This window comes from Bacillus cereus group sp. BfR-BA-01349 (assembly GCF_022663795.1).
GTDB classification, from domain to species: domain Bacteria; phylum Bacillota; class Bacilli; order Bacillales; family Bacillaceae_G; genus Bacillus_A; species Bacillus_A cereus.
The window spans coordinates 67,395-93,975 of the sequence record NZ_JAKUGE010000007.1 but is presented as its reverse complement, the minus strand read 5'-3'; the positions used below and the strand labels follow the sequence as shown (position 1 = coordinate 93,975).

Genomic DNA, 26,581 nt, shown 5'->3' with positions numbered 1-26,581 from the left:
AGTAAAAAGCCGTGCTGATGCACGGCTTTTTACTTTGTATGTCGAAGTTTCAATATTTCTTGGGAAATGTGGAAGGCCCCGTCGATATATAGGGAAGACATCAGAGCGCTTCTTTACATTTTTGAATTTGAGTTAATAATTTTGCGTATTCTTGTTCGAGAGATGTGATGTCATCGTGCTGATTTGGTATGGAAATTCGGCCGATGATTTCTGTTAATTTTGTTTGTAATCGTAATAATTCTTGTTCAGTAACGTTTACAGAATCCCCGGTTGTTCTTTTTGTGTAATGCTCGTAATTACCGTGGAATACTGTTGGCTCACTCTCATCTACTTGTATAATATGGTCTGCAACAGAGCGAATAAAAGCACGGTCATGGCTAATGAAAAGTATTGTACCAGGGTATTCTTGTAACATGCTTTCTAATTCTTCTTGCGTTGCTAAATCTAGATAGTTTGTCGGTTCATCAAGCAGAAGCATATTATAGTTTCCTAAAAATATTTTTGCGAGCGCAACCTTCATCCGCTCGCCGCCGCTTAGAACGTGTACAGGCTTATGAACGTCTTCACGGCGGAATAGGAGCCTTGCCAGTATTGTGCGAACGAACGATTCTGTATAGTTTGTTTCTTCTAGAACGTTTTCTAAAATGGTTTTATTTGTTTTTAAAATAGATAGTGTTTGTTCGAAGTATCCAATTTTACAACTTTTCGAAAGCTGAATGCCACGCTCGTTTGCGAGAAGCATGTTGAACAAAGTTGTTTTGCCGCTTCCGTTTGCCCCTAAAACAGCAAGCTTTGCACCAGGAGCAATCGTTCCATTCATATTTTTAAATAGTGTGCGGTCACCTATTTTCTTTGTTGCTTTATTAAACTGTACTGCCACTTTACTATGAATCGGTGTATGGTATTGTACGTCAAACTGAGCTTGAGAAAAATCTTTCGGCTTTTCTTTCTTTTCTAATTTTTCGAGGCGTGTTTCTAATGCTTTTGCTGCTTTGCTAACCTGTTCTTGGCCGTGAGCCCCACTTAATTTATACAGTTTAGATTCAGATGAGCTGAACCGTTTTGGGATTTTTGTCATGTTAGAAGCACGTTGCTTTCTTTGTAAAATGGACTGCTCTAAACGATTTTTTTCTTGTACATATTGCTCATACTCTGCTTGTTTTTGTATTCGTTCACGTTCTTTTTGTTTTCGATAGTTGGAATAATTCCCTTTATACTCTTGAATCGTACCGTCTTCAATTTCAATAATTTTAGTACATATATTATCTAGAAATTCACGATCATGTGATATTAAAACAAGAGCCCCTTTATAAGATAAGAGTGCCTTTTCTAATTGCTCTGTACCAACCATATCTAAGTGGCTTGTTGGTTCATCAGCGAATAAAATGCCTGCATCCTGTTCGAGAGCATGGGCAATCTTTAGCCGCATTCGCTCACCGCCGCTCATTGCATCTGTAACATTTGAAATACTCCATTTTCCTTTTGAGAGAGAGGAAGCGGTTTCCGGTAGTTCCTCACTAAGCTGAGGAATGATGCTGATAGAACTATGATGAGTTACTATGCCATTGTCAGCTTCTATTTCTTTACTTAATATTTGTAATAACGTAGATTTACCAGCTCCGTTGACGCCGACAATTCCTATACGGTCATGTGCTTGTATTTCCAGTGATGGTAACGTAAATAGTGTGCGATCACCAAAGCTCTTCTCAATATTACTTGCGAATAATATAGTCATAAAAAAACCTCCCTAGTTTTACTAGAGAGGATAAACGTCGCCCTTGCATGTAAAAAATCGTACATAAATAAACGACTTTTTTACATGATCGCTTCGAAAGAAAGTATCGACAAATGGACAGACTAATCCCCTGCTAGTTTTCATCATTTTTTGTTCACTATTTGTGATGGATGAAATAAATAAGAGAATTAGAACTTCATTGGTCAAAGTACCTTCCTTTCATAATATTACTTTTATTGTATGCGCATACAAAAGGGTTTGTCAAACTTATTTCTGTTCGCTATTTTTGAATGTATCATTATACAATTGTGCTTTTGTCAGCGCCTCAGCATCGTTTTTAATTTCATCCAGTCCATTCGCATTCCCAATAACATAACCTTCAAATGAAGAGCCAACAAAATCAAAGATATATTGGAATTGAGCAATAAGCGGTAATGCTTTTACCTTTGGGTTGTCCCCGCCAACGATGACAACATACATTTTTTTGCCTTTCATTTTTTCTTTGAAATGAAGGGATGTATCGCGCAAGCTTTGTGACCAGCGATCAACAAAATTTTTCATATGTCCACTCATTCCGTACCAATATAATGGTGTAGCAAAGATAATCGTGTCGGGTTCTAGCATGCGTTTCGTTAACTGCTCATAGTCATCATTTACGGATTGGAATCCTTCTGCATCATGACGTTGGTCTGTAATAGGATAGACGGTATGATCACGCAAATAAATTTGTTCTGTTTCAATGTCCTCTATCATCATATGTGTTAAAGCTTCTGTATTTCCGTTTTGTCTTGAACTGCCATGTATAACAAACATGTAATCATCCCTTTTCTTTTGCATGTTTTAGGAGTGAAACGTGTTTTTGCAAATTCGTTTGGATGTTGGAAAGCAATGAGATTTGCTTTGTTACTTCATTGAGTTTATCTTCGTAAAGCGTAAGGATACTGCTGCACGGATTGTCGTACAGGTGCGGTTCAATTTCAAGGCAGCGCAGCATCCTTGCCGTCTCTTCTAAATTTAAGCCAATTTGTAAGTACATTTGAATAAGCTCCACTTTTTCGATGGCACTTTCATCAAAATCACGGTAACCATTTGCAAGGCGCGTAGAAGGGAGTAATCCCTTTTCTTCGTAATGTCTTAGTGATCTTTCACTAACGCCAGTTTCTTTTGATAATTCTCCAATTCGCAATGTATTTCACTCCTTTTACATGTATTGTAAACCTTCACACTAATGTGAAGGTCAACTCTGTTTTTTTGCAAAAGAATGTACATGATTTAAGAACACTTGAATGGCTTTAGATGGAATGAAATATTTACCGCGCACGATGGAGAATGGACGGATTAGTTGTTCATTGGGAACTTCGACGTGGAATAGTTCTTTTGCTAATAGCTCTTTCCGTACAGTCCAATCAGAAAGGATAGCGATGCCAAGCCCGGCACTAACAGCTTCCTTTACGCTTTGTATACTACTGAATGTAAAGAATCGTTTCATTTTTAAATGGTGTTGATGAATAAAGCGGTCACTATAAGCGCGTGTACCAGAACCACTTTCTCTTAATACCCATACTTGATCTTGGAGTGTACTTTCATTTATTTCATTTGTGCGGAGCAATGGATGATTTGGCGGGACGACGAGCTTCATTTCATCTTGCATAAATGTTTCAACATCTACGTCGGCGTATACGACTTGTCCTTCCACTAGGCCGATATCAATTTGATTAGAGCGAAGGCTTTGCAAAACGTCTTCTGTATTTGAGATGAAAGTATGAACTTCGACGTGTGGATTTTCATTCGCATAGTTAGCCAGTATTTTTGGAAGTAAGTATTCGCCAATTGTAAAACTAGCACCAATGCGAAGTGTTCCTGTTACAACGTTATGTAGTTCGTTAATTTCTTGTTTCGCATCTTCGTAAAGAGAGAGCATTTGCTTTGCATGTATATATAATATGTTTCCTGCTTCCGTAACTTGGACGTGCTTCGGGGAGCGTTGAATAAGTGTAGTGCCAAATTCGTTTTCTAAGTTGCGTATATGCATACTTACTCCAGGCTGTGAAAGGTTTAATAATTCTGCTGCACGGGAGAAGTGTTTCTGTTCAACGACAGTAACAAAAATTTTTAAAATGTCTACGTTCATATAATAGGCTCCTTTCTTTTTCTATCATCTTATCATAAGTATTTCTGATGATAGAGATTTGGTATTGGTATTAAACTTATTATAGAAACTCTCTTATAATGTAAGTAGAAAGAACATGCATGTTCCAATACGATTATTGGAGTGGTTCAAAATGGAACAAACACTTGTTATACAAAAGAAGAAGCGTTTTGGATTTTCGCAAGGGATTGGGATTACGCTATTAATCGCAATTGCCGCGAAATATTTAGCAGAGCTTCCATTTTTAAATATTATGGGACAATTAGTAATTGCTATTCTAATTGGGATGGTTTGGCGTGCGGCAATTGGAGTCCCTCAAGATGCGATTGCAGGGACGAACTTTGCGAGTAAGAAGTTGCTGCGCTTTGGAATCATCTTACTTGGAATGCGATTAAATCTTGTTGATATTGCGAAGGCAGGGCCGAAAGTATTGGTCATCGCAGCGGTTGTTATTACATTTACGATTTTCGTTGTATATGGACTAACGAAAGTATTTAAGGTAGAAAAGAAACTTGGGATTTTAACAGCATGTGGTACAGCAATTTGCGGGGCGGCAGCGGTCGTGGCAATTGCGCCGCAAGTGAAAGCAAAAGATGATGAAACGGCAGTTGGGGCTGCAATTATTGCTATTTTAGGTACGATATTTACGCTTATTTATACGTTATTATATCCAGTGCTTGGCTTCTCGCCGTACGGCTACGGTGTATTCTCAGGTGCGACGCTGCATGAAATTGCTCATGTTATCGCAGCTGCGGCGCCAGGAGGAAGTAAAGCTGTAGACATCGCAGTTATCGTGAAGTTAACGCGCGTTGCAATGCTCGTACCAGTAGCAATTTTAATTGGATTATGGTTTGGAAAGAGTGAAGGAAGCAAGGAAAAAGGATCGTGGCGCGACCTTCCAATTCCATGGTTCATTTTCGGATTTTTAGCGATGAGTGCAGTGCATTCGCTCGGGATTATTCCAGAAGTTGTTGCGGGATACATTGTTGTCATTGCTTATATGCTAATCGCAATGGCGATGGCAGGACTTGGTTTAAATGTAGAGTTTAAAACGTTCCGTAAGTTAGGAAGCAAAGCGTTCGTGGCGGGGCTGATTGGCTCGGTTTGCTTATCGGTTCTTGGATACGTTCTTGTATATGCGTTAGGATTTATGTAGTAGGAAGAAGCTGTTCCCGAAGGTATTTGGGGACAGCTTTTTCTTATGATTATAGTAGCGCTACGGATGTCAATATTTGTCGGTAAGTCGATATATTTGAAAAATCGCCGATATAAATGGAGTTGCGCTGATATATTTGGGAAATCGCCGATATAATTTAAGTTGCGCTGATATAAATTGAATTACTCTTGTACTTTATTAGAGTAGGTGTTCAGTGAAACGTTTTTCTAAAATTTGTAAAGATATCTTTACTTGTAACTGGAAAATATTTATAATTTAAGTAAAGATATCTTTACTTTTGAAGGTGGAGCCTATGGGTGTGAAAAATAAAATAAAAGAGTTAAGAAAGCAAAATCATATAACGCAAGTTGAAATGGCAAAGGCGATGCAAGTGACGCGGCAGACGATAGTGGCGATTGAAAACCATCATTACAATCCGAGTCTAGAGTTATCTTTAAAAATCGCCAAGTATTTTGGAGTGAAGGTGGAGGAAATATTTACGCTGGAGTAAGGGGAGAGAAAATGAACGATAGGTTTGAGAGATTTCAATTAGAGTAAACGTTTAAATATATAAGGATTGGTTTTGATTTATTAATTAGTATCGCATCAACGAGCGTGTTAGCAACAAAGAATAATAGATAGAAAAAGGGGAACTGGGATGGGATTACCGGTGTTATGTGTCGCTACAGCTATATTTGCGCTTCTTTGGGGAATGCAAAATTTTTCTCGTAATCCAGTGCCAAGCATTTGCATTATGATTGGTACTGTAGGTTTATCGTATTATTTATTATTATTAGCCCATTATCATAAAACGGCAACGAGTGTTGTTGTTGGGGCACTTATTTTATTTTGTGGGCGCGCCATACAAAAGGGGTTATTCCCATAAAAGCTGTTTATACACTTTGTATAAACAGTTTTTTGTATTTTTTTTACAAAACGCTTGAAAGTTACGTAACGTCATCTTTTATAATGAGGGGGAAGAGGTGATGGTAGTGATTTCAATACAAGAATTGACGAGAGAAACAGGGGTTACAGTACGTACACTACGTTATTATGATCAAATAGATTTATTAAAGCCGAGCGGAAAAACAGAGGGCGGACATCGGTTATATAGTGAAAATGACGTTATTCGTTTGCAACAAATTTTATTTTTAAAAGAAATGGGATTCTCATTAAAAGAAGCTGCGAATATGTTAGTAAAAGGTGAGCTGGATTTGAAAAATTCGCTTGAAAAACAACTTCGGTTTGTACAGGAAGAACACAAGAAATTTAATCGAATGGAGCGTGTTTTACAAGCAGTTGTTTATTCGGTAGATGTAGAGGGAGAACTTGATTGGAAAGTTATGTTTGAACTGATTCAGCTTTCGAAACAGTCGTCTCGTATACGTGAAATATTTCAAAATGAAGTATTTTCAAAGGAAGAACAAAAATTGCTTCATAATTTGCCAAATATGAGTGAAGAAGATCCGAATGTTTTAGAATGGGTAGATTTATTAAAGCAATTTCGCACTTTTATGAAAGATGGTAAAGAAACTGCAAATGATGAGGTACAAGGGGCAACGAAGAGATTAATGCAGAAGTGTTTAGAAATGGCCAATGGTGATGAAGCATTTTTAGATAAGTTATGGGAAGTTAGAAAATCGAAGGAAGATTCACAGAAAATGAGCATGTATCCAATTGAAGAAGAACTTTTATTATATATGGATGAAGCTTTTCGTATATATGATGAAAAGGAGAAGGGTAAATGAGTATACTTGCAGAATATCGTTGGTATTTTTTAATTGGGGCAGAAATTGTATTTTGGTTATCAGCTATTGGTTTCTTTTTACTTCGCTACGGATTCCGTTTGAAAAGGGCGAGTTTTATTATGGGGATTGTACTCCTCGTAAATGAAGTATTTATTTTAACTTTAGGGGTAGTGGACTATTATCAAACAGGAAAGTTCTCTAACTTTCAGATTATTACTGTAATCATTTTATTATATGCAGTTTTCTACGGGAAAAAGGATTTAAAGAAGCTTGATATATTTGTACAAAAATCAGTTGCGAAATGGCGTAATGAACCGGCGCCTATTATTGAAGAACAGGTAGAATTAACAGGCATGGCCTATGCAAAGCAGGAAATAAAAAATTGGGTATTACATCTTGTTTTATTTGTTGTTGTGCATATTTTCTTTTTCTTTCTGTATGGTTTTGTCCCGTTTGAACAATGGCATAATTGGTTAGAAACGGGGATTGTTTTAAATGAAAAAGCAAGTCGTGTTAGCCAAGTTTGGGCGATTATACTCTTAGTGGATACAGTTATTTCATTTTCATATGTTTTTTTCCCGAAGAAGGAAAAAGGAAAAAAGAAGCTACTTTCGTAGAGGAAAGTAGCTTTTTTAGTATACCAATAGTTTGTATAGGAGAGGATGACAGTAGGAAAAAGAGCTAGTTTTATATGTCTATTTGAAATGAATTAGGTTTTTAATTAGTGTGTTGTTTACTTTCTGTTCATGTGGGAGAAGGTTTGATAAGGAAGGAAGTATGCTCTCCTTCCTTTTTCTATGTATATATTGTCGAAAGTTTTACCGAATATCTGTTCGTTTTTTTAGGTTTTTTGGGGGTATTCGTGGTAAAATAATAATACAGATTTTTATGAGGAGGTCGGATTTTCTTGGAACGTCAATTTGAAATTGTCTCAGCGTATTCCCCGCAAGGTGATCAGCCGGTAGCTATAGAGAAGCTTGTAGAGGGAATTAATAGTGGAAAGAAAAAGCAAGTGTTGCTTGGAGCGACAGGAACGGGTAAGACATTTACGATTTCAAATGTCATTAAAGAAGTGCAAAAGCCAACACTTGTTATGGCTCATAATAAAACGTTAGCAGGGCAGTTATATAGTGAGTTGAAAGACTTTTTCCCGAATAATGCAGTTGAATATTTTGTTAGTTACTACGATTATTATCAGCCAGAAGCATATGTGCCGCAAACAGATACGTTTATTGAAAAAGATGCGCAGATTAATGATGAAATTGATAAATTGCGTCACTCGGCAACGTCTGCATTATTTGAACGGGACGATGTAATTATCGTTGCGAGTGTTTCGTGTATATATGGCTTAGGTTCTCCAGAAGAATACCGCGAGCTAGTTGTTTCGCTTCGAGTTGGTATGGAAAAAGACCGCAATCAATTGCTTCGTGAACTTGTTGATGTACAGTATGGACGTAATGATATTGATTTCAAGCGTGGTACATTCCGTGTGCGCGGAGATGTAGTTGAAATCTTCCCGGCATCACTTGATGAGCATTGTATTCGAATCGAATTTTTCGGTGATGAAATCGATCGTATTCGAGAAGTAAATGCGTTAACAGGTGAAGTATTAGCAGAACGTGATCATGTAGCAATCTTCCCAGCATCTCACTTCGTTACACGTGAAGAGAAAATGAAGGTCGCTATTGAAAATATCGAAAAAGAATTAGAAGAACGTTTAAAGGAGTTAAATGATAACGGTAAGTTGTTAGAAGCGCAGCGTATAGAGCAACGTACACGTTATGATTTAGAAATGATGCGCGAGATGGGCTTTTGTTCAGGTATTGAAAACTACTCCCGTCATTTAACGCTTCGTCCGGCGGGTGCAACGCCATATACGTTATTAGACTATTTCCCAGAAGATTTCTTAATCGTTATGGATGAGTCGCACGTATCAGTACCGCAAGTAAGAGCGATGTATAACGGTGACCAAGCACGTAAACAAGTGCTTGTGGATCATGGATTCCGTCTGCCATCGGCTTTAGATAATAGACCGCTTATGTTTGATGAGTTTGAAGAGAAAACGAATCAAGTTATTTACGTTTCGGCAACGCCAGGGCCGTACGAGTTAGAGCAGTCACCAGAAGTAATAGAACAAATTATTCGTCCAACAGGACTCTTAGATCCGCCAATTGATATACGACCAATTGAAGGGCAAATTGACGATTTATTAGGAGAGATTCAAGATCGCATTGCAAAAAATGAACGTGTATTAATTACGACTTTAACGAAGAAAATGTCAGAGGATTTAACGGATTACTTAAAAGATGTAGGAATTAAAGTTAACTATCTTCACTCTGAAATTAAAACGTTAGAACGTATTGAAATTATCCGTGATCTTCGCCTCGGTAAATTTGATGTACTTGTCGGTATTAACTTATTGCGAGAAGGATTAGATATTCCGGAAGTATCACTTGTAGCTATTTTAGATGCTGATAAGGAAGGATTTTTGCGTTCAGAACGTTCATTAATTCAAACAATTGGTCGTGCAGCACGTAATGAAAACGGCCGCGTTATTATGTATGCAGATCGTATCACGAAATCTATGGGGATTGCGATTGAAGAAACGAAGCGTCGTCGTAGTATACAAGAAGCTTACAATGAAGAGCATGGTATTACGCCGAAAACGATTCAAAAAGGCGTTCGTGATGTTATCCGTGCAACGACAGCTGCTGAAGAGACAGAAACATACGAAGCAGCACCAGCTAAGAAGATGACGAAAAAAGAGCGCGAAAAGACAATTGCGAAGATGGAAGCAGAGATGAAAGAAGCAGCAAAAGCGTTAGACTTCGAGCGTGCAGCTGAACTAAGAGATTTACTATTAGAATTAAAAGCGGAAGGGTGAAAAGAGTGAGTAAGAGCAAGGATTTTATCGTTGTAAAAGGTGCTAGAGCACATAACTTAAAAAATATTGATGTAACCATTCCGAGAAATCAGCTTGTCGTTGTAACGGGATTGTCTGGTTCGGGGAAATCATCATTAGCATTTGATACGATTTATGCAGAAGGGCAGCGCAGATACGTAGAATCATTATCTGCGTATGCGCGCCAGTTTTTAGGACAAATGGATAAGCCGGATGTGGACACGATTGAAGGATTGTCACCAGCGATTTCAATCGATCAAAAAACAACGAGTCGTAATCCACGTTCAACTGTCGGAACGGTAACGGAGATTTATGATTATTTACGTTTATTATTTGCGCGAATTGGTACGCCAATTTGTCCAAATCATGGGATTGAAATTACATCACAAACAGTAGAGCAGATGGTAGACCGTGTTCTTGAATATCCTGAACGTACGAAATTACAAGTGTTAGCTCCTATCGTGTCTGGGCGTAAAGGTGCACATGTGAAAGTACTTGAAGATATTAAGAAGCAAGGATATGTTCGTGTACGTGTTGATGGTGAAATGCTTGATGTATCTGAAGATATTACGTTAGATAAAAATAAGAAGCATTCCATTGAAGTTGTAATTGACCGTATTGTTGTAAAAGAAGGAATCGCAAGCCGTCTTGCTGATTCACTTGAAAGTGCATTAAAGCTTGGCGGAGGCCGCGTGTTAATTGATGTAATGGGAGAAGAGGAACTTCTATTTAGTGAACATCATGCTTGTCCGCATTGTGGTTTTTCAATCGGAGAATTAGAGCCGCGTATGTTCTCATTCAACAGTCCGTTCGGAGCATGTCCTTCTTGTGATGGACTTGGTTCAAAGCTAGAGGTAGATTTAGAGCTTGTTATCCCGAACTGGGATTTATCATTAAATGAACATGCAATTGCACCTTGGGAACCGACAAGTTCACAATACTATCCACAACTTTTACAATCTGTATGTAATCACTACGGCGTTGATATGGATGTGCCTGTGAAAAATATACCGAAAGATTTATTTGATAAAGTGTTGTACGGAAGCGGGGAAGAGAAGGTTTATTTCCGCTATGTAAATGAATTTGGTCAAGTAAAGGAAAATGAGATTTTATTTGAAGGTGTTATTCCAAACATTGAACGTCGTTATCGTGAAACGAGCTCCGATTACATTCGTGAGCAAATGGAAAAGTATATGGCAGAACAAGCTTGTCCGAAGTGTAAAGGTGGACGCTTAAAGCCTGAGAGCTTAGCTGTATTTGTTGGCAATAAAACGATTGCTGACGTAACGAAGTATTCAGTTCAAGAAGTACAAGAATTCTTCTCGAATGTAGAGCTAACGGAGAAGCAACAAAAAATAGCTCATTTAATTTTAAGAGAAATTCAGGAGCGCGTTGGGTTCTTAGTGAACGTTGGTTTAGATTATTTAACGTTAAGTCGTGCCGCAGGAACTTTATCAGGTGGTGAGGCGCAGCGTATTCGTTTAGCGACGCAAATTGGTTCTCGTCTAACTGGCGTACTTTATATTCTTGATGAACCTTCAATTGGTTTACACCAGCGTGATAACGATCGTCTTATTCGTACATTGCAAGAAATGCGCGATTTAGGTAATACGTTAATTGTTGTTGAACATGATGAAGATACGATGATGGCTGCTGACTATTTACTTGATATAGGGCCTGGTGCAGGTATTCACGGTGGACAAGTCGTATCAGCAGGTACACCGGCTGAAGTGATGCAAGATGATAATTCATTAACAGGGAAGTATTTAAGCGGTAAAGAGTTTATTCCTGTTCCACTTGAAAGACGTAAAGGTGACGGAAGGAAAGTGGAAATTGTCGGCGCAAAAGAGAATAACTTAAAGAATGCGAAGATGTCATTCCCGCTTGGTACGTTTGTAGCGGTAACAGGTGTATCTGGATCAGGTAAAAGTACGATGATTAATGAAGTACTATATAAATCGTTAGCGCAAAAGTTATATAAAGCGAAAGCGAAGCCGGGTACGCATAAAGAAATTAAAGGTCTTGAACATTTAGATAAAGTAATTGATATTGACCAATCACCAATCGGTCGTACACCACGTTCTAATCCAGCGACGTACACAGGTGTATTTGATGATATTCGTGATGTGTTTGCACAAACGAATGAAGCGAAAGTGCGCGGATATCAAAAAGGACGTTTCAGCTTTAACGTAAAAGGTGGCCGTTGTGAAGCGTGCCGTGGTGATGGAATTATTAAAATCGAAATGCACTTCTTACCAGACGTATACGTTCCATGTGAAGTTTGTCATGGTAAACGTTATAACCGCGAAACGTTAGAAGTGAAGTATAAAGATAAGAATATTTCTGAAGTGTTAGGGATGACAATTGAAGATGGAGTAGAGTTCTTCGCTAATATCCCAAAAATTAAGCGTAAACTTCAAACGCTTGTAGACGTTGGGCTTGGTTATATGAAATTAGGTCAACCAGCAACAACATTATCTGGTGGGGAAGCACAGCGTGTGAAATTAGCTTCTGAATTACATCGTCGTTCTACAGGACGTACGTTATACATTTTAGATGAACCAACGACTGGTTTGCATGCGCATGATATTGCACGTCTTCTAGAAGTGTTGCAACGTCTTGTTGAGAGCGGTGAGACAGTACTTGTAATTGAACATAATTTAGATGTGATAAAAACAGCTGATTATATAGTTGACCTTGGACCAGAGGGTGGAGATAAAGGTGGACAAATCGTTGCTTCCGGAACGCCAGAGCAAGTAGTGAAAGAAGAGCGCTCGTACACAGGTAAATATTTAAAAGAGATTTTAAATCGTGATAAAGCAAGAATGAAAGAGAAAATAAAAGAAGTAGAGTTATCGCAATAAGTTTATTTATGAAAACCGGGTGGAAATGACGCTCGGTTTTTATTGTATAGGGGGAGAAGATGGAGTTTTTAGAGGTGTTAAGGAAGAAAAATATGAAGGTAAGAGAGTTTCAAAGTTGGGGTGTATATTTTCGAAAGCTCTGGGAGGATCACTTTGCAAATCATTTAAGTGATGAAGAAAAAGAAGACATTTTTCTTTATGGAGATAAGTATGGATGTGGGTATCTTTGGCACATATTTAGTTATGAGAAAAAGAAGTGTTTAGAGGGGAAAGAAGCAAAGAACGCGTTTCATAATGAAGTGAAAAAGGATTGCTACATTTTCTATCAACACTGTGATGAGGTACTGTTAATAAAGGATGCGAGTTTGTTACATATGGATGATATATTGTGTGAGACGGATGATATGTATAAGGGTGATATCTATATTGTAGATAAAGAGTTCACTTGGACTTTTGTAAAAACTCATGAACATAGATGGTGCGGCCCTTATTTTACTAAGAAATGTTAGTAGGTATACAAGCATGAAAGATAGAATAAGTTGATATAAGTGTTCGTATCATACTTGCGTTTCTTATCTATTAGCGTATGATGAAATATATATGTTTAAAAGGATGTGTAACGAAATGAGATGGATTGTATCACTTCTTGTAAATAGCGTTGTGTTAATCGCTGTATCGGGACTTTTAAAAGGGATTGCACCAGATGCATTTTACGTAGCAAATATACAAACTGCAATTATTGCGAGTATTATATTGGCGGTTTTAAATGTGTTCGTAAAGCCATTTTTAATTTTAATTACGCTACCAATTACTGTTGTAACTTTCGGCTTCTTCTTAATTGTTATTAATGCGATTACGTTAAAAATAGCAGATTCATTATTAGGAGATGCTTTTAATATATCAGGATTTGGTGTAGCGATTGTTGCGGCAATTTGTATTTCAATTTTTAATATGATAATTGAAAAGGCAATTGTTGAGCCTCTATATGAAAAAAAGAGAAAGTGACAAAAAGAAAAACATTTCATTATTCGTATGAAATGTTTTTTTCTATTTATTAGAAACCGTATTTCTTGTTTCCAGAAAAAAATGGTACAATATCCGATAGAATGGAATTTTACATCAAACGAGACTGAACCCGCAGCGGAGTGGAGGTTTATACATATGCCGAAAGTAAGGACAAAAGATTTAATTGAACAATTTCAATTGGAGTTAATCAGTGGTGAAGAAGGTATTCATCGTCCAATTGATACAAGTGATTTATCACGACCTGGAATTGAAATGGCAGGATTTTTTACATACTATCCAGCAGATCGTGTGCAGCTTCTTGGTAAAACGGAGCTTACTTTCTTTGACACGTTAACGTCAGAGCAAAAACAAGAGAGAATGAAAGCGCTTTGTACTGAGGAGACGCCATGTATTATTGTAACTCGTAATCAAGATGTACCAGATGAGTTATTACAAGCATCACGTGAATCAGGTATGCCTTTATTACGTTCTTCTCAAACGACAACGAGATTATCAAGTCGTTTAACAAACTATTTAGAAGGTAAGTTAGCACCAACAACAGCTGTTCATGGTGTGTTAGTAGATATTTACGGCGTTGGTGTTTTAATTACAGGTCAAAGTGGTGTTGGTAAAAGTGAGACAGCTCTTGAGCTTGTAAAGCGTGGTCACCGTCTTGTTGCGGATGATAGTGTAGAAATTCGTCAAGAAGATGAAGATATGTTAGTCGGAAGTTCACCAGATTTAATTGAGCATTTATTAGAAATTCGTGGTCTAGGTATTATTAACGTTATGACGTTATTCGGTGCAGGGGCAGTGCGAAATTATAAGCGTATTACACTTGTTATTAATCTTGAAATTTGGGATCAAAAGAAAAATTACGATCGCTTAGGTCTTGATGAAGAGAAGATGAAGATTATTGATACAGAACTTACGAAGATTACACTTCCAGTTCGTCCTGGTCGAAACTTGGCTGTTATTATTGAAGTAGCAGCGATGAACTTCCGTTTGAAACGTATGGGAGTCAATGCAGCACAGCAGTTCTCTGAACGATTAATGAGTGCAATTGAGTTAGGAAATCAGGAGTAAACTTTGGAGAGGGAGGTCATATACATATGCTGTTAGCTTCTGTACCACAGCTTGACCGTGTAGCTATCCAACTTGGGCCGTTTCCTGTGTATTGGTACGGGATTATTATCGGTACAGGTGTGCTATTAGGTCTTTGGCTGGCAACTCGCGAGGGAGAAAGGCTAGGTATTCCAAAAGATACATTTGTTGACCTTGTATTAATTGCAGTACCGATCGCTATTCTTTTTGCGAGAATGTACTATGTTATTTTTGAATGGGAATATTACGCACAAAATCCGAGTCAAATTATTAATATTCGTCAAGGTGGTTTGGCGATTCATGGTGGTTTAATCGGAGCTGTTATTACCGGAATTCTTTTTGCGAAGCGACGCGGGGTTTCCTTCTGGAAGTTGGCTGATATTGCTGCACCAAGTATTTTACTAGGACAAGCAATTGGCCGATGGGGAAACTTTATGAACCAAGAGGCGCATGGTGATGAAGTAACGAGACAGTTTTTAGAAGGTCTTCATTTACCAGACTTCATTATTAATCAAATGTATATTGAGGGTGTGTACTATCATCCGACGTTTTTATATGAATCATTATGGAATTTTGCAGGTGTAATTTTACTACTTGCATTAAGAAAAGTGAATTTACGTCGCGGGGAGTTATTCTTCACATATTTAATTTGGTATTCAGTAGGACGCTTCTTCGTAGAAGGCTTACGTACAGATAGTTTAATGCTAGGACCACTTCGTATTGCACAAGTAATGTCAATTGGACTTGTTGTTATTTCTATTATTTTCATTATTGTGAGACGAAAAATGGGGCAAGCTGATAAAAGATATTTAGAAAATTAGAGACAAGTAGCATCTTATTATAAGATGCTGCTTCTTTCATATTCAGGAAGGCGAAAGGACTAAGGCGATGAGAATAAATACCGTGTTATTTGATTTAGATGGAACTTTAATTAATACAAATGAACTTATTATTTCTTCGTTTTTACATACTTTAAATACATATTATCCAAATCAATATAAGCGTGAAGATGTGTTGCCATTTATCGGTTCATCTTTGCATGATACTTTCAGCAAGATTGATGAAAGTAAGGTTGAAGAGATGATTACTAGCTATCGCAAATTTAACCATGATCATCATGATGAATTAGTAGAAGAATATGAAACTGTATATGAAACAGTTCGAGAGTTGAAGAAGCAAGGTTATAAAGTTGGTATTGTTACAACGAAAGCGAGACAAACCGTTGAGATGGGATTACAGTTGTCAAAGCTTGATGAATTTTTTGATGTTGTCGTGACAATTGATGATGTAGAGCATGTGAAACCACATCCGGAGCCACTTCAAAAAGCGCTTGAATTATTAGATGCAAAACCAGAAGAGGCATTGATGGTTGGGGATAATCATCATGATATTGTCGGTGGTCAAAATGCGGGGACGAAAACAGCTGCGGTTTCATGGACGTTGAAAGGTAGAGCGTATTTAGAGGCTTATAAGCCGGACTTTATGCTAGATAAAATGAGTGATTTGCTACCGATTTTGTCTAATATGAACCGTTCATAAAGGTCCAAGTAAGTTAGTAGAGGAGCGAGCTAAGTGCGACGGACAACGCGCTATCCTGTTTCAGGAGAAAATTCGTTATGGAATGTATATAAAACAGTGTCTTTTTGGAAGGTAATGAAAAACTTTATTATTATCCAAATTGCGCGTTACACACCATTTTTATCCGTCAAAAATTGGTTGTACCGCACTTTTTTACGGATGAAAGTAGGAAAGAAAACATCATTTGCGCTTATGGTAATGCCGGATATTATGTTCCCAGAAAAGATAACTGTGGGAGAGAATTCGATTATTGGCTATAACACAACGCTTTTAGCACATGAATATTTAATTCGTGAATATCGACTTGGCGAAATCGTCATTGGAAATGAAGTAATGATTGGAGCGAATGTAACAATATTACCAGGTGTGAAAATTGGAGACGGTGCGACTGTCTCAGCTGGCACACTTGTTCATAGAGATGTACCGAGCGGTGCTTTCGTAGGTGGAAATCCAATGCGTATTATTTATACGAAAGAGCAAATGACCGCAAGAGAAGGTTCATGGTGAAAATGTAACATTTCTCCTCTTTTTTTATGAATAAAAAGGAAATAATTGAGTATAATATACTGTTTTGTTTTTTACGGAATCGTTTATACTTATAGATAGAAGAATGTGTGAACGAAGAAAACAAAAAACTGGAGGATATATGGGGAAAAATCAAAGGATATATAAGGAGAACGGACAAGTTATCTCTTTTAATCAATTAGCGGACTTCTTTTATAAAAAAGGGATGAGAGCTTACAAAGGACAAAAATTGCAAGATGCAATTAAATATTTTCGAAGAGCGGCACAAAGTGAGAAGGAGCCGTTTATTTTATGTCAATTAGCATCAGTATTATCTGAGGCTGGTGAATATCAAGAATCGAATCAAATCTTCTTAAAGTTAGTTAGATCTAATCCAGAACTTGAACAGTGCTATTATTTTATTGCAAATAATTATGCATATATGGGGTTATTTCAACAGGCGAAGAAATATGCAGATCGTTATTTAGAAGTTGCAAAAGAGAAGGAATTCGTAGAAGATACATTAGAACTTCTTGAGATTATGGAAGAAGAAGCAATGGGTGCGGAAGAGATTGAAGATGAAGATGATTTAATTGTTATGCAGGAAGAAGCGAATCGCTATATTCGTAATGGACAATTGGAAGAAGCAATTGCTACATTAGAAATTGTTACGAAAGATTATCCGGAATTTTGGTCAGGTCATAATAATTTAGCCATTGCACATTTTCAATCTGGTAATGTAGACAAAGCACTGAAGTTAACAGAAATGATTTTAGAGAAAAACCCTGGTAATATACATGCGCTTTGTAATACGCTTATTTTTCTATATTCAATTGGAGAGCATAAACAAGTAGAGGCATTAGCGGGACAGCTAGTTTCGGTATATCCGATTTCATTTGAACATCGTTTGAAACTGGGAACTACACTCGCAACAATTGGTTATTTCGAGCATGCATATAAGTGGTTCAAACTATTAAAGCGTCAAGGATATGAGGGAGACGTTAGTTTTTATTATTGGTTTGCATATTCTGCGTATATGGTGAAAGATCAGCAACTAGCTGAAAAAATGTGGCAATATGTCGTGGAATTACATCCTGATAAAAAGGGAAAAGAACCGTGGAATGCGCTGAATTTAGCAGATGAAGGACAAAACGTGTTATTTGAAGAATTACGAAAATCATTTCAGCAAAGTGCGACGCTAGAAGAACAAATGCTAGCTTTATATTTAATGAATGAATTGTCAACGCCGGAGAAGGTTGGATTCTTCTTTGATATAACGCAAGCGAAGAATGGTGTTCCCATCGTATCGCAACTTGCAAAGTACTTCTTTTTACTTAATAGTCATAAGAGTATTCCAGCTGATTTACAGCAATTTGAGCAGTGCGCGAGAATTGCGGATGCATTATATAATTATACGAAAAAAGATGATGAATTAATTGAAGAGTGTTTACACTTTTGGTTTTGTACGTTCATACGTTTATATACATCTGGAGACATATTTACAAATGTGTACGGCTGGTCAGCTGCGATTGAATACATTGTACGCGGCGAACAAGGAAATAAAATGACACAGTCGGAGCTTGGAGATGTATATAATGTATCTGTAGCGACTGTCCGAAAGTATGTGCAAGCTGTTAAGCGTACGCACACATAAGATAAGCAAATCATTGGGAAAAAAATGATGCTAACAGTATAATGAGGGTAACTTAATTGTGTAGGAATGGATAGGAGTGAATAGTGTGTCAGAAGAAAAAATTTATGATGTCGTTATTATTGGTGCAGGACCAGCTGGTATGACAGCTGCAGTATATACATCTCGTGCAAATTTAAGCACATTAATGCTTGAGCGTGGTATTCCAGGTGGCCAAATGGCAAACACGGAAGATGTAGAAAACTACCCAGGTTATGAGTCTATTTTAGGGCCAGATTTATCAAATAAAATGTTTGAGCATGCGAAGAAATTTGGTGCTGAATATGCATACGGTGATGTGAAAGAAGTCATCGATGGTAAAGAATACAAAACAATTATTGCTGGTAAAAAAGAATATAAAGCACGTGCAATTATCGTTGCAAGCGGTGCAGAGTATAAAAAAATTGGTGTACCGGGTGAAACAGAACTTGGCGGCCGCGGTGTATCATATTGTGCAGTATGTGACGGAGCATTCTTTAAAGGAAAAGAGCTTATCGTAATTGGTGGCGGAGATTCTGCTGTTGAAGAGGGTGTGTTCTTAACACGCTTCGCATCAAAAGTAACGATCGTTCACCGTCGTGACACGCTTCGTGCACAGAAAATTTTACAAGACCGTGCTTTCCAAAACGAAAAAGTAGATTTCATTTGGAATCACACTATAAAAGAAATCAACGAAGCAAGTGGTAAAGTAGGAAGTGTAACACTTGTGGATGTAAATAGTGGAGAAGAGAAAGAAGTCAAAACTGACGGCGTATTCGTATACATCGGTATGTTACCTTTATCAAAACCATTTGTTGAACTAGGTATTACAAATGAAAATGGTTACCTTGAAACGAACGAGCGTATGGAAACGAAAATCCCTGGTATTTTCGCAGCTGGTGATGTTCGTGAAAAAATGCTTCGTCAAATTGTAACTGCAACAGGTGACGGTAGTATTGCAGCGCAAAGTGCACAACATTACGTAGAAGAATTATTAGAGGAATTAAAAACTGTATCAGAAAAATAAGGGATAATATACCTTGTGAGAAGAAAGCTACCGACAGGAGCTTTCTTCTTTTTTTATGTGAAAATATCAAAGTTTTGTCAAAAAATATAAGGATTATAAGCTTTCTTATTGATATACTGGACTTTACGGAAAAAATCACTATAAGAAATGAGGAATTTATTCAGTATGGAATGGCGTAATATATATCGTGGATTTTGTATGGGCGTTAGTGATTTAATTCCTGGTGTGAGCGGCGGTACAATCGCTGTTGTGTTAGGGATTTATGAACAATTGCTTGCGGCAATTAGTGGATTCTTTAGTCGTGAATGGAAAAAACATTTAGGATTTTTAATTCCCCTTGCAGCTGGTGTGGCAGCGGCATTTTTAACGTTAAGTCACGTTATTAAATATTTACTTGCAAATCATTATGAACCGACTCAATTTTTCTTCCTCGGTTTAATTATTAGTATATTACCGATGTTAATGAGGGAAGCTGATGCAAAGTCGTCGTTTAAAGGTAAGCACATCGTTTTATTAATAGTTGCAGCAATTCTTGTTGCGATTACAGCTTTCTTTAAACCAGATAAGGCAGCAGATCCAATTACGACGTTAACAATTTTAAATGCAATTGGTTTATTTTTCGCAGGATGGATGGCTAGTATGGCCATGCTGCTTCCTGGGATTAGTGGATCGTTTATTTTATTAATTATTGGTGTGTATCCAACAGCAATTAACGCTTTAACTACACTTAATTTACCTTTAATCGTGGTTATCGGTGCTGGTGTTATGGTTGGATTTGTTGTAAGTAGTAAAGGCATTAGTTTTTTATTAGATCGTTATAAAAGTATGACATTTGCGGCAATTATTGGACTTGTAATCGGTTCGATTGTAATTGTATTCCCTGGGATTCCGACTGGTGGATTTTCAATTATAAGTTCAATCATTACCTTTATTTTAGGATTTGCGATTGTTACTTATTTCGGTAAGAAATAAGGGCTTTAATCCCCTTGGCGATAAAAATCGTTAAGGGGATTTTTCATGCTATTCATTAAAAGTATAAGCTTGTTATAGAAAGCTTTTTTAAAATTGCTGAGTAGCATATGCTTAGCGAAAGAGGACTGGCTCCTTCGTTGTAGCAAACTGTTTTTGATAGTATAATGAAAGAAGTATGCAGTGAGGAATTTTACTGCAAGTAGCTGAGGTGAAGAAACATGCAAAGAGTGACAAACTGTGTGTTAATTAGAGATAATGAAGTACTCTTACTCCAAAAACCTCGCCGGAATTGGTGGGTTGCACCAGGCGGGAAAATGGAGCGTGGGGAGACTGTAAGAGATTCCGTTGTTCGCGAGTATCGTGAAGAAACAGGTATTTATTTGAAAAATCCAGCGTTAAAGGGGGTCTTCACCTTTGTCATCCAAGAAGGTGATAAAGTTGTTTCTGAATGGATGATGTTCTCCTTTTTAGCGACAGATTTTGCAGGAGAAAACAAACTAGAGAGCGAAGAAGGCATCATTGGTTGGCATACATTTGATAAAATTGATGATTTAGCAATGGCGCCAGGAGATTATCACATTATTGATTATTTAATTAAAGGAAATGGCATAATCTACGGTACATTTGTATATACCCCAGATTTTGAGTTGCTTTCATATCGATTAGATCCGAGTTAAACCGTCAAGGAGAGGATACGATGACAGAGAATAATGATATAAAAATGGTAATTATTACAGGGATGTCTGGAGCTGGAAAAACAGTAGCTTTACAAAGTTTTGAAGATTTAGGATATTTTTGTGTAGATAATTTACCACCGATGTTATTGCCAAAGTTTATTGAGCTTATGGCGGATTCAAAAGGGAAAATGAATAAAGTGGCACTTGGTATTGATTTACGTGGCCGCGAGTTTTTCGAACATTTATGGGGAGCACTTGATGATTTATCAGAACGTACATGGATTATTCCTCATATTTTATTTTTAGATGCGAAAGATAGTACGCTTGTAACTCGTTATAAAGAAACGAGACGTTCGCATCCACTTGCACCAACTGGTTTGCCGTTAAAGGGAATCGAAGCAGAGCGCAATTTATTAACAGATATGAAAGCACGAGCGAATATTGTGCTTGATACATCGGATTTAAAACCAAAAGAATTACGTGAAAAAATTGTTCACTTGTTCTCAACAGAAACTGAGCAAGCATTTCGTGTAAATGTTATGTCATTTGGATTTAAGTACGGTATTCCAATTGATGCAGATTTAGTATTTGATGTTCGGTTTTTACCAAATCCATATTACATTCCACATATGAAGCCATTAACAGGACTAGATGAAGAAGTTTCTTCGTATGTACTGAAATTTAATGAGACACATAAGTTTTTAGAGAAGTTGACGGATCTGATTACTTTCATGCTGCCTCATTATAAAAGAGAAGGCAAAAGTCAACTTGTAATTGCAATTGGATGTACAGGTGGACAGCATCGTTCTGTTACGCTTACAGAATACCTTGGGAAACATTTGAAACCAGAGTATAGTGTTCATGTATCTCATCGTGATGTGGAGAAGAGAAAGGGCCATTAAGGGATGAAAAAAGAGAGAAAGCCTAAAATTGTCATCATGGGAGGCGGAACTGGACTCTCTGTTTTATTAAGAGGATTAAAGCAATATCCTGTTGATATTACAGCAGTTGTTACAATTGCTGATGATGGTGGCAGTTCAGGTAGATTACGTGATGAGCTAGAAATTCCACCTCCAGGTGACATCCGTAACGTACTTGTTGCGTTATCGGATGTAGAGCCATTGGTGGAAGCTTTATTTCAGCACCGTTTCACCACAGGAGACGGACTGAAAGGTCATGCGTTAGGAAATCTATTGTTGGCAGGTATGACCTCGATTACAGGAGACTTTTTCCATGCGATTACGGAAACAAGTAAAGTATTAAATGTCAGAGGACGTGTATTACCAGCAGCGAATCAAAGTGCGGTACTTCATGCGGAACTTGAAGATGGAGAAATTGTAACAGGTGAATCAAAGATTCCTTATTACGGAAAGAAGATTAATCGCGTCTTTTTGACTCCAGAAGATGTAGAGCCATTGCATGAAACGTTGGCTGAGATTAAACGAGCTGATTTACTTGTTTTCGGCCCAGGAAGTTTGTATACGAGTATATTACCCAATTTAGTTGTTAACAAAATTGGAGACGCTGTTCTTGCTGCAAAGGCGAAGAAGGTATATGTATGTAACGTTATGACACAAGCGGGTGAAACGATGGGATATACTGCTTTTGATCATGTGCAGGCGTTACACGATCATTTAGGGCAACCATTTATCAATACTGCAATTGTAAATAACCGTGAGATTCCTTGTGAATTACGTAAGTTATATGATGAAGAAATGTCTACACCAGTTGTAGTGGATGAAGAACGTTTTGTTGAAAATAATATTGATGTTATTCAAGAGGGATTAGCGAAGTATGATGATCATGTTGTAAGGCATGATACGTTAAAGTTAGCTTCGATTTTATATTCATTGTTATAAATATGCGTTGCCTCGTTTGAGGTAGCGCTCCTCATTCATATAGGACAAGAATTTTGTTCCGCAATAATCGTATAAGGAGGTGTTGACTGTGTCATTTGCATCAGAAACAAAGAAAGAGTTGACGAATCTTGAGATGAAGGAATGCTGTGAGAAAGCAGAATTATCAGCGCTACTTCGAATGAACGGGTCGCTTTCTTTTTCAAACCGTCGTCTATCTATCGATATTCAAACGGAAAATGCGGCAATTGCAAGAAGGATTTATACGCTTTTGAAAAAAGGATATGACGTGACGGTAGAATTACTTGTTCGTAAAAAAATGCGATTGAAGAAAAATAATGTATATATTGTGCGGCTTGTTGAGAAGTCTCGCGAAATATTAGCTGATCTTCATATCGTTCGAGATGACTTTTCATTTATTCGAAATATATCACAAGAACTGATTGAGAAGAAATGTTGTAAACGATCGTATTTACGCGGTGCATTTTTAGCAGGTGGTTCAGTAAATAACCCAGAAACATCATCTTATCATTTAGAAATCTTTTCGTTATATAAGGAACATAATGATGCTATATGTGAACTGATGAACGGATTTGATTTAAATAGTAAGACGCTGGAGAGAAGAAAAGGGTACATTACGTATTTGAAAGAAGCAGAAAAAATTACAGAGTTTTTAAATATTATAGGTGCTCATAATGCACTTTTAAGATTTGAAGATATTCGAATCGTACGTGATATGCGTAATTCTGTAAATCGTTTAGTGAACTGCGAAACAGCTAATTTAAATAAAACAATTGGTGCAGCACTAAGGCAGATTGAAAATATTCGTTACATTGATGAGACAGTTGGTCTTGATATATTGCCGGATAAACTACAAGAGATTGCACAATTACGAAGAGATTATCAAGATGTAACATTGAAAGAGTTAGGTGAGATGGTATCCGGGGGGAAGATTAGTAAGTCGGGTATTAATCATCGTTTGCGTAAAATCGATGAAATTGCAGAGAAATTACGCGCGGGGGAAACGGTAGCAAAAAAATAAGAGGTTAAAGGGGAAATGGAGCTGTGGTTCAAAAAAGAGTTCAGGTTTCATTAAAAAACGGTTTACAAGCACGTCCGGCTGCGTTGTTTGTACAAGAGGCAAATCGCTTTCATGCAGATATCTTCATCGAGAAAGATGGAAAGACAGTAAATGCAAAGAGCATAATGGGGATTATGAGCTTAGCAATTGGAACTGGAAGCATGATAACAATTACAACAGAAGGTTCAGATGCAGAAGAGGCTTTAGAAGCATTAGCTGCATATGTACAATAAAAAGCTATCGCGTATATGCGATAGCTTTTTTGTTTTGTTGTCTGTGCGAATTAGCGGGGAGGGGTATTTAAGGGGGATGTGCTTGTCGAGGATTGTCGGTAAGTCGATAAGTGGTGTCGAAACGTCGATATATTAAAATAATCGCCGATATAATCGGAGTTACGGTCGATATATTTGAAAAATCGCTGATATATTTAGGTGAATACCAGGATGGGTATCCAGACGGAGGTGCATGATAATAAAAAAGCGCCCTGTAATAGGGTGCTTTTTTATGTATCTAGCTTCAGCGGCTAGAATCTCCGGTCGCTTCGCCCCTTCATTCGAGGCAAAAAGCGCCTCGGAATCAGGGGCTCCATCGCCCTGCGATTTTGAACGAGCTGCTTCCGCTTTTAGTTATTAACGATTTGTAAAGATCTTATCGATTAAACCGTATTCTAAAGCTTTTTCCGCTGTCATGAAGTTGTCGCGGTCTGTGTCGCGTTGTAGTACTTCAAGTGGTTGACCAGTGCGGTCAGCAAGAATTTGGTTTAGTTTTTCACGTAAGAATAGGATACGTTTTGCAGCGATTTCGATTTCAGTCGCTTGACCTTGTGCTCCTCCAAGTGGTTGGTGAATCATTACTTCACTGTTTGGAAGTGCATAACGTTTTCCTTTTTCACCTGCTGCAAGTAAGAATGCACCCATAGATGCTGCCATACCGATACAGATTGTTGATACTTGTGGCTTAATAAACTGCATTGTATCATAGATTGCCATACCTGCTGTGATAGAACCACCAGGGCTGTTGATGTAGATGTGAATATCTTTTTCTGGATCTTGAGATTCCAAGAATAAAAGCTGGGAAACGATTGAGTTAGCTACGTTGTCATCAATTGCACTACCAAGCATAATGATGCGGTCTTTTAATAGTCGAGAGTAAATATCGTAAGCGCGTTCTCCACGATTTGTTTGTTCAATTACTGTAGGAATTAAATTCATCTGTTATTTCCTCCTTATAAAGCTTTCTTAGTCTTATAATACAATTATGGTCAATAAAGGTCAAACGAAACCACTTTAAATCAAAAAAATATGTAGTTGTACTATGAAATATTCGCTATGTTTTCGAAATTCCCTGCTTATGTATCTTCAACATCATAACCGAATTACATAAATTTAAACGTTATAAAAACTGGAGAAAAAAGAAAAGAACGCCTTTTAACTGAAGCGTTCTTTCGATAATTAGTCTTTTAAAAGATAGGTTACTTTATTTAAAATCTTTTCGATTTGTTTCGCGTTTTTACTATACATTTCGCTTGCTGATTTCGACTTTGTTTCTAGGGAAAATAGTTCAAGATCAGCATGACATTTTTTTAAAGATGCTAATAATAAAGGTTTGTTTTGAGGAGAAGGCATTTGGAGTTTGTCATTGTAAATGTCGATAGTAAGTTGTCCGTATGAATCCACTTGACCGAGGAAGACATTTTCAATAACAACACCGAGTTTTTCTAATTCTGAATGTAGCCAAGCGCGGTTATGTCCGCTTGCTGAAAGAGGTTCATCTAGTATATTTCCATCCATAATAACAGTTTGTGGTTCTTTCTCGTTTGGTACTTTTAAACCGATGTCTTTTGCTGTAAGTGGCTGGGAATCTTTCTTTAATAATACATTTAATTCTCCGCTCGGTTCTAAGACAGCAAATTCGACTTCAGCTACGCTGAACGCACTTTTTCCACGGAGAAGTTCCAGTAATTCGTCACTCGTATATTTTTCTTTCTTTAAGTTATCTTCGAGTATCTTTCCGTCTTTTATTAATACGGTAGATTTCCCTTCAAAGAAGTCCCGAGCTGTTTTGTTCTTTAAAGAGAGGATTCCTGTTAAAAAAGGTACCACAGCGAAAATGAGTATCGCAAAGACGCCGTGAAAAAATTTTGAATCGAGCCCTGTAGATACTTGGGCAGCGATGTCACCAATCGTCATTCCGGCTATGTATTCAAAAAAGGAAAGCTGAGAGATTTGTCTTTTGCCTAACCATTTCGTAATAGCGAATAAAATAATTAATATGAATACAGAGCGAAGAATGACAAGTGTCCATTCCGGCAGGTGAGACATAGTCGTTTCCTCCAGTCTACTTAAAACCCTTTATATTGAGGTTCTTCACGTTCTAATACTGAAATTCTATCCTTTAAATCAGCGATGACGCTGTCCATTTCTAACATACATTCATGAAATACGCGTTTTGATTCTTCGTCTTGTGAATTTAATGAAAGGGAGCTTAAACTTGCTTGAGCGCCCCTTACACTAGCAAGGCAAGTTTTTACGCTAGCGATAACAGTCATATAAAC

At 37.4% G+C, this 26,581-nt stretch carries 28 protein-coding genes; 21 read left to right on the top strand and 7 right to left on the bottom strand.

Features of this window, described 5'->3' with window-relative positions:
• Positions 1 to 100 precede the first annotated feature (100 nt).
• From abc-f to MR169_RS06325, 4 genes are all read right to left on the bottom strand, one after another.
• Complete coding sequence (gene abc-f, locus MR169_RS06340; RefSeq protein WP_086424204.1) at positions 101 to 1,735, bottom strand: ribosomal protection-like ABC-F family protein; 1,635 nt, start codon at positions 1,733 to 1,735, stop codon at positions 101 to 103.
• A gap of 267 nt (positions 1,736 to 2,002) precedes the next feature.
• Positions 2,003 to 2,548, bottom strand: a complete 546-nt coding sequence (locus tag MR169_RS06335) for a flavodoxin family protein (RefSeq protein ID WP_242319131.1) — start codon at positions 2,546 to 2,548, stop codon at positions 2,003 to 2,005.
• 4 nt (positions 2,549 to 2,552) lie between these two features.
• Complete coding sequence (locus MR169_RS06330) at positions 2,553 to 2,921, bottom strand: MerR family transcriptional regulator (protein ID WP_242319130.1); 369 nt, start codon at positions 2,919 to 2,921, stop codon at positions 2,553 to 2,555.
• Between the two features lie 51 nt (positions 2,922 to 2,972).
• A complete protein-coding gene (locus MR169_RS06325; RefSeq protein WP_001099988.1) occupies positions 2,973 to 3,866 on the bottom strand; it encodes a LysR family transcriptional regulator in 894 nt (297 codons plus the stop codon).
• A gap of 151 nt (positions 3,867 to 4,017) precedes the next feature.
• Between MR169_RS06325 and MR169_RS06320 the strand changes: the two genes are divergently transcribed.
• The 21 genes from MR169_RS06320 (at position 4,018) to MR169_RS06220 (ending at position 24,260) form a co-directional block, all read left to right on the top strand.
• Positions 4,018 to 5,040: a YeiH family protein gene (locus MR169_RS06320; RefSeq protein ID WP_242319129.1), complete on the top strand. Its 1,023-nt coding sequence runs from the start codon at positions 4,018 to 4,020 to the stop codon at positions 5,038 to 5,040.
• Between the two features lie 313 nt (positions 5,041 to 5,353).
• Positions 5,354 to 5,551, top strand: a complete 198-nt coding sequence (locus tag MR169_RS06315; RefSeq protein ID WP_000538364.1) for a helix-turn-helix transcriptional regulator — start codon at positions 5,354 to 5,356, stop codon at positions 5,549 to 5,551.
• A gap of 147 nt (positions 5,552 to 5,698) precedes the next feature.
• Positions 5,699 to 5,926, top strand: a complete 228-nt coding sequence (locus tag MR169_RS06310; RefSeq protein ID WP_000524131.1) for a hypothetical protein — start codon at positions 5,699 to 5,701, stop codon at positions 5,924 to 5,926.
• A gap of 100 nt (positions 5,927 to 6,026) precedes the next feature.
• Entirely contained in the window at positions 6,027 to 6,788 is a 762-nt protein-coding gene (locus MR169_RS06305; protein WP_061664400.1) for a MerR family transcriptional regulator, read from the top strand.
• Positions 6,785 to 7,405 (top strand): hypothetical protein, encoded by a 621-nt coding sequence (locus MR169_RS06300; protein ID WP_061664399.1) that lies wholly within the window; start codon positions 6,785 to 6,787, stop codon positions 7,403 to 7,405. Before MR169_RS06305 ends, MR169_RS06300 begins: the two co-directional genes overlap by 4 nt.
• Positions 7,406 to 7,695: 290 nt before the next feature.
• Entirely contained in the window at positions 7,696 to 9,672 is a 1,977-nt protein-coding gene (gene uvrB, locus MR169_RS06295) for an excinuclease ABC subunit B (protein WP_061664397.1), read from the top strand.
• Between the two features lie 5 nt (positions 9,673 to 9,677).
• Entirely contained in the window at positions 9,678 to 12,554 is a 2,877-nt protein-coding gene (gene uvrA, locus MR169_RS06290) for an excinuclease ABC subunit UvrA (RefSeq protein ID WP_000045583.1), read from the top strand.
• Positions 12,555 to 12,613: 59 nt separating this feature from the next.
• Positions 12,614 to 13,063, top strand: a complete 450-nt coding sequence (locus tag MR169_RS06285; protein WP_044795020.1) for a DUF4275 family protein — start codon at positions 12,614 to 12,616, stop codon at positions 13,061 to 13,063.
• Between the two features lie 115 nt (positions 13,064 to 13,178).
• Entirely contained in the window at positions 13,179 to 13,559 is a 381-nt protein-coding gene (locus MR169_RS06280; protein WP_001267308.1) for a phage holin family protein, read from the top strand.
• Between the two features lie 156 nt (positions 13,560 to 13,715).
• Positions 13,716 to 14,645 carry an HPr(Ser) kinase/phosphatase gene (gene hprK / locus MR169_RS06275; protein ID WP_001127250.1) on the top strand — a complete coding sequence of 310 codons (930 nt, stop codon included), beginning with the start codon at positions 13,716 to 13,718 and terminating at the stop codon, positions 14,643 to 14,645.
• 26 nt (positions 14,646 to 14,671) lie between these two features.
• A complete protein-coding gene (gene lgt, locus MR169_RS06270; RefSeq protein WP_000922848.1) occupies positions 14,672 to 15,484 on the top strand; it encodes a prolipoprotein diacylglyceryl transferase in 813 nt (270 codons plus the stop codon).
• Between the two features lie 67 nt (positions 15,485 to 15,551).
• On the top strand, positions 15,552 to 16,202 hold the full coding sequence (ppaX, locus tag MR169_RS06265) for a pyrophosphatase PpaX (protein WP_242319128.1): 651 nt from the start codon (positions 15,552 to 15,554) through the stop codon (positions 16,200 to 16,202).
• 33 nt (positions 16,203 to 16,235) lie between these two features.
• Positions 16,236 to 16,748 carry an acyltransferase gene (locus tag MR169_RS06260; protein WP_001255070.1) on the top strand — a complete coding sequence of 171 codons (513 nt, stop codon included), beginning with the start codon at positions 16,236 to 16,238 and terminating at the stop codon, positions 16,746 to 16,748.
• 139 nt (positions 16,749 to 16,887) lie between these two features.
• Positions 16,888 to 18,399: a tetratricopeptide repeat protein gene (locus MR169_RS06255; protein WP_000517720.1), complete on the top strand. Its 1,512-nt coding sequence runs from the start codon at positions 16,888 to 16,890 to the stop codon at positions 18,397 to 18,399.
• Between the two features lie 85 nt (positions 18,400 to 18,484).
• Positions 18,485 to 19,441, top strand: coding sequence for a thioredoxin-disulfide reductase (trxB, locus tag MR169_RS06250; RefSeq protein WP_001288078.1), 957 nt, complete (start codon positions 18,485 to 18,487; stop codon positions 19,439 to 19,441).
• 165 nt (positions 19,442 to 19,606) lie between these two features.
• Positions 19,607 to 20,413 carry a DUF368 domain-containing protein gene (locus MR169_RS06245; RefSeq protein WP_000455196.1) on the top strand — a complete coding sequence of 269 codons (807 nt, stop codon included), beginning with the start codon at positions 19,607 to 19,609 and terminating at the stop codon, positions 20,411 to 20,413.
• Between the two features lie 218 nt (positions 20,414 to 20,631).
• Positions 20,632 to 21,090 carry an NUDIX hydrolase gene (locus MR169_RS06240; RefSeq protein ID WP_001190080.1) on the top strand — a complete coding sequence of 153 codons (459 nt, stop codon included), beginning with the start codon at positions 20,632 to 20,634 and terminating at the stop codon, positions 21,088 to 21,090.
• Between the two features lie 20 nt (positions 21,091 to 21,110).
• The gene (gene rapZ, locus MR169_RS06235; RefSeq protein ID WP_000138459.1) at positions 21,111 to 21,992 is read left to right on the top strand and encodes an RNase adapter RapZ; all 882 of its coding nucleotides are present in this window, start codon (positions 21,111 to 21,113) and stop codon (positions 21,990 to 21,992) included.
• A 3-nt stretch (positions 21,993 to 21,995) separates the two neighbouring features.
• The gene (locus MR169_RS06230; protein ID WP_000712186.1) at positions 21,996 to 22,949 is read left to right on the top strand and encodes a gluconeogenesis factor YvcK family protein; all 954 of its coding nucleotides are present in this window, start codon (positions 21,996 to 21,998) and stop codon (positions 22,947 to 22,949) included.
• Between the two features lie 88 nt (positions 22,950 to 23,037).
• On the top strand, positions 23,038 to 23,988 hold the full coding sequence (gene whiA / locus MR169_RS06225) for a DNA-binding protein WhiA (protein ID WP_000006560.1): 951 nt from the start codon (positions 23,038 to 23,040) through the stop codon (positions 23,986 to 23,988).
• Positions 23,989 to 24,011: 23 nt separating this feature from the next.
• Entirely contained in the window at positions 24,012 to 24,260 is a 249-nt protein-coding gene (locus tag MR169_RS06220) for an HPr family phosphocarrier protein (RefSeq protein WP_000250307.1), read from the top strand.
• Positions 24,261 to 24,656: 396 nt separating this feature from the next.
• Here the strand turns inward: MR169_RS06220 and clpP are convergent, their stop codons facing one another.
• The 3 genes from clpP to MR169_RS06205 form a co-directional block, all read right to left on the bottom strand.
• On the bottom strand, positions 24,657 to 25,238 hold the full coding sequence (gene clpP, locus MR169_RS06215; RefSeq protein WP_001049162.1) for an ATP-dependent Clp endopeptidase proteolytic subunit ClpP: 582 nt from the start codon (positions 25,236 to 25,238) through the stop codon (positions 24,657 to 24,659).
• A 240-nt stretch (positions 25,239 to 25,478) separates the two neighbouring features.
• Positions 25,479 to 26,348, bottom strand: a complete 870-nt coding sequence (locus MR169_RS06210) for a DUF421 domain-containing protein (protein WP_016118878.1) — start codon at positions 26,346 to 26,348, stop codon at positions 25,479 to 25,481.
• Positions 26,349 to 26,368: 20 nt separating this feature from the next.
• A complete protein-coding gene (locus MR169_RS06205; RefSeq protein ID WP_000215909.1) occupies positions 26,369 to 26,575 on the bottom strand; it encodes a DUF1657 domain-containing protein in 207 nt (68 codons plus the stop codon).
• Positions 26,576 to 26,581: the final 6 nt, after the last annotated feature.

Bases quoted from the DNA above. Each gene is read 5' to 3' on its own strand.
- MR169_RS06280 (WP_001267308.1), top strand. From the start codon at position 13,179: ATGAGATGGATTGTATCACTTCTTGTAAATAGCGTTGTGTTAATCGCT.
- MR169_RS06230 (WP_000712186.1), top strand. From the start codon at position 21,996: ATGAAAAAAGAGAGAAAGCCTAAAATTGTCATCATGGGAGGCGGAACT.
- MR169_RS06245 (WP_000455196.1), top strand. From the start codon at position 19,607: ATGGAATGGCGTAATATATATCGTGGATTTTGTATGGGCGTTAGTGAT.
- MR169_RS06205 (WP_000215909.1), bottom strand. From the start codon at position 26,575: ATGACTGTTATCGCTAGCGTAAAAACTTGCCTTGCTAGTGTAAGGGGC.
- MR169_RS06325 (WP_001099988.1), bottom strand. From the start codon at position 3,866: ATGAACGTAGACATTTTAAAAATTTTTGTTACTGTCGTTGAACAGAAA.
- ppaX (WP_242319128.1), top strand. From the start codon at position 15,552: ATGAGAATAAATACCGTGTTATTTGATTTAGATGGAACTTTAATTAAT.
- lgt (WP_000922848.1), top strand. From the start codon at position 14,672: ATGCTGTTAGCTTCTGTACCACAGCTTGACCGTGTAGCTATCCAACTT.
- clpP (WP_001049162.1), bottom strand. From the start codon at position 25,238: ATGAATTTAATTCCTACAGTAATTGAACAAACAAATCGTGGAGAACGC.
- MR169_RS06255 (WP_000517720.1), top strand. From the start codon at position 16,888: ATGGGGAAAAATCAAAGGATATATAAGGAGAACGGACAAGTTATCTCT.
- MR169_RS06320 (WP_242319129.1), top strand. From the start codon at position 4,018: ATGGAACAAACACTTGTTATACAAAAGAAGAAGCGTTTTGGATTTTCG.
- MR169_RS06285 (WP_044795020.1), top strand. From the start codon at position 12,614: ATGGAGTTTTTAGAGGTGTTAAGGAAGAAAAATATGAAGGTAAGAGAG.
- abc-f (WP_086424204.1), bottom strand. From the start codon at position 1,735: ATGACTATATTATTCGCAAGTAATATTGAGAAGAGCTTTGGTGATCGC.
- MR169_RS06300 (WP_061664399.1), top strand. From the start codon at position 6,785: ATGAGTATACTTGCAGAATATCGTTGGTATTTTTTAATTGGGGCAGAA.
- MR169_RS06240 (WP_001190080.1), top strand. From the start codon at position 20,632: ATGCAAAGAGTGACAAACTGTGTGTTAATTAGAGATAATGAAGTACTC.
- MR169_RS06305 (WP_061664400.1), top strand. From the start codon at position 6,027: ATGGTAGTGATTTCAATACAAGAATTGACGAGAGAAACAGGGGTTACA.
- MR169_RS06335 (WP_242319131.1), bottom strand. From the start codon at position 2,548: ATGTTTGTTATACATGGCAGTTCAAGACAAAACGGAAATACAGAAGCT.
- MR169_RS06315 (WP_000538364.1), top strand. From the start codon at position 5,354: ATGGGTGTGAAAAATAAAATAAAAGAGTTAAGAAAGCAAAATCATATA.
- MR169_RS06310 (WP_000524131.1), top strand. From the start codon at position 5,699: ATGGGATTACCGGTGTTATGTGTCGCTACAGCTATATTTGCGCTTCTT.
- MR169_RS06210 (WP_016118878.1), bottom strand. From the start codon at position 26,348: ATGTCTCACCTGCCGGAATGGACACTTGTCATTCTTCGCTCTGTATTC.
- hprK (WP_001127250.1), top strand. From the start codon at position 13,716: ATGCCGAAAGTAAGGACAAAAGATTTAATTGAACAATTTCAATTGGAG.
- rapZ (WP_000138459.1), top strand. From the start codon at position 21,111: ATGACAGAGAATAATGATATAAAAATGGTAATTATTACAGGGATGTCT.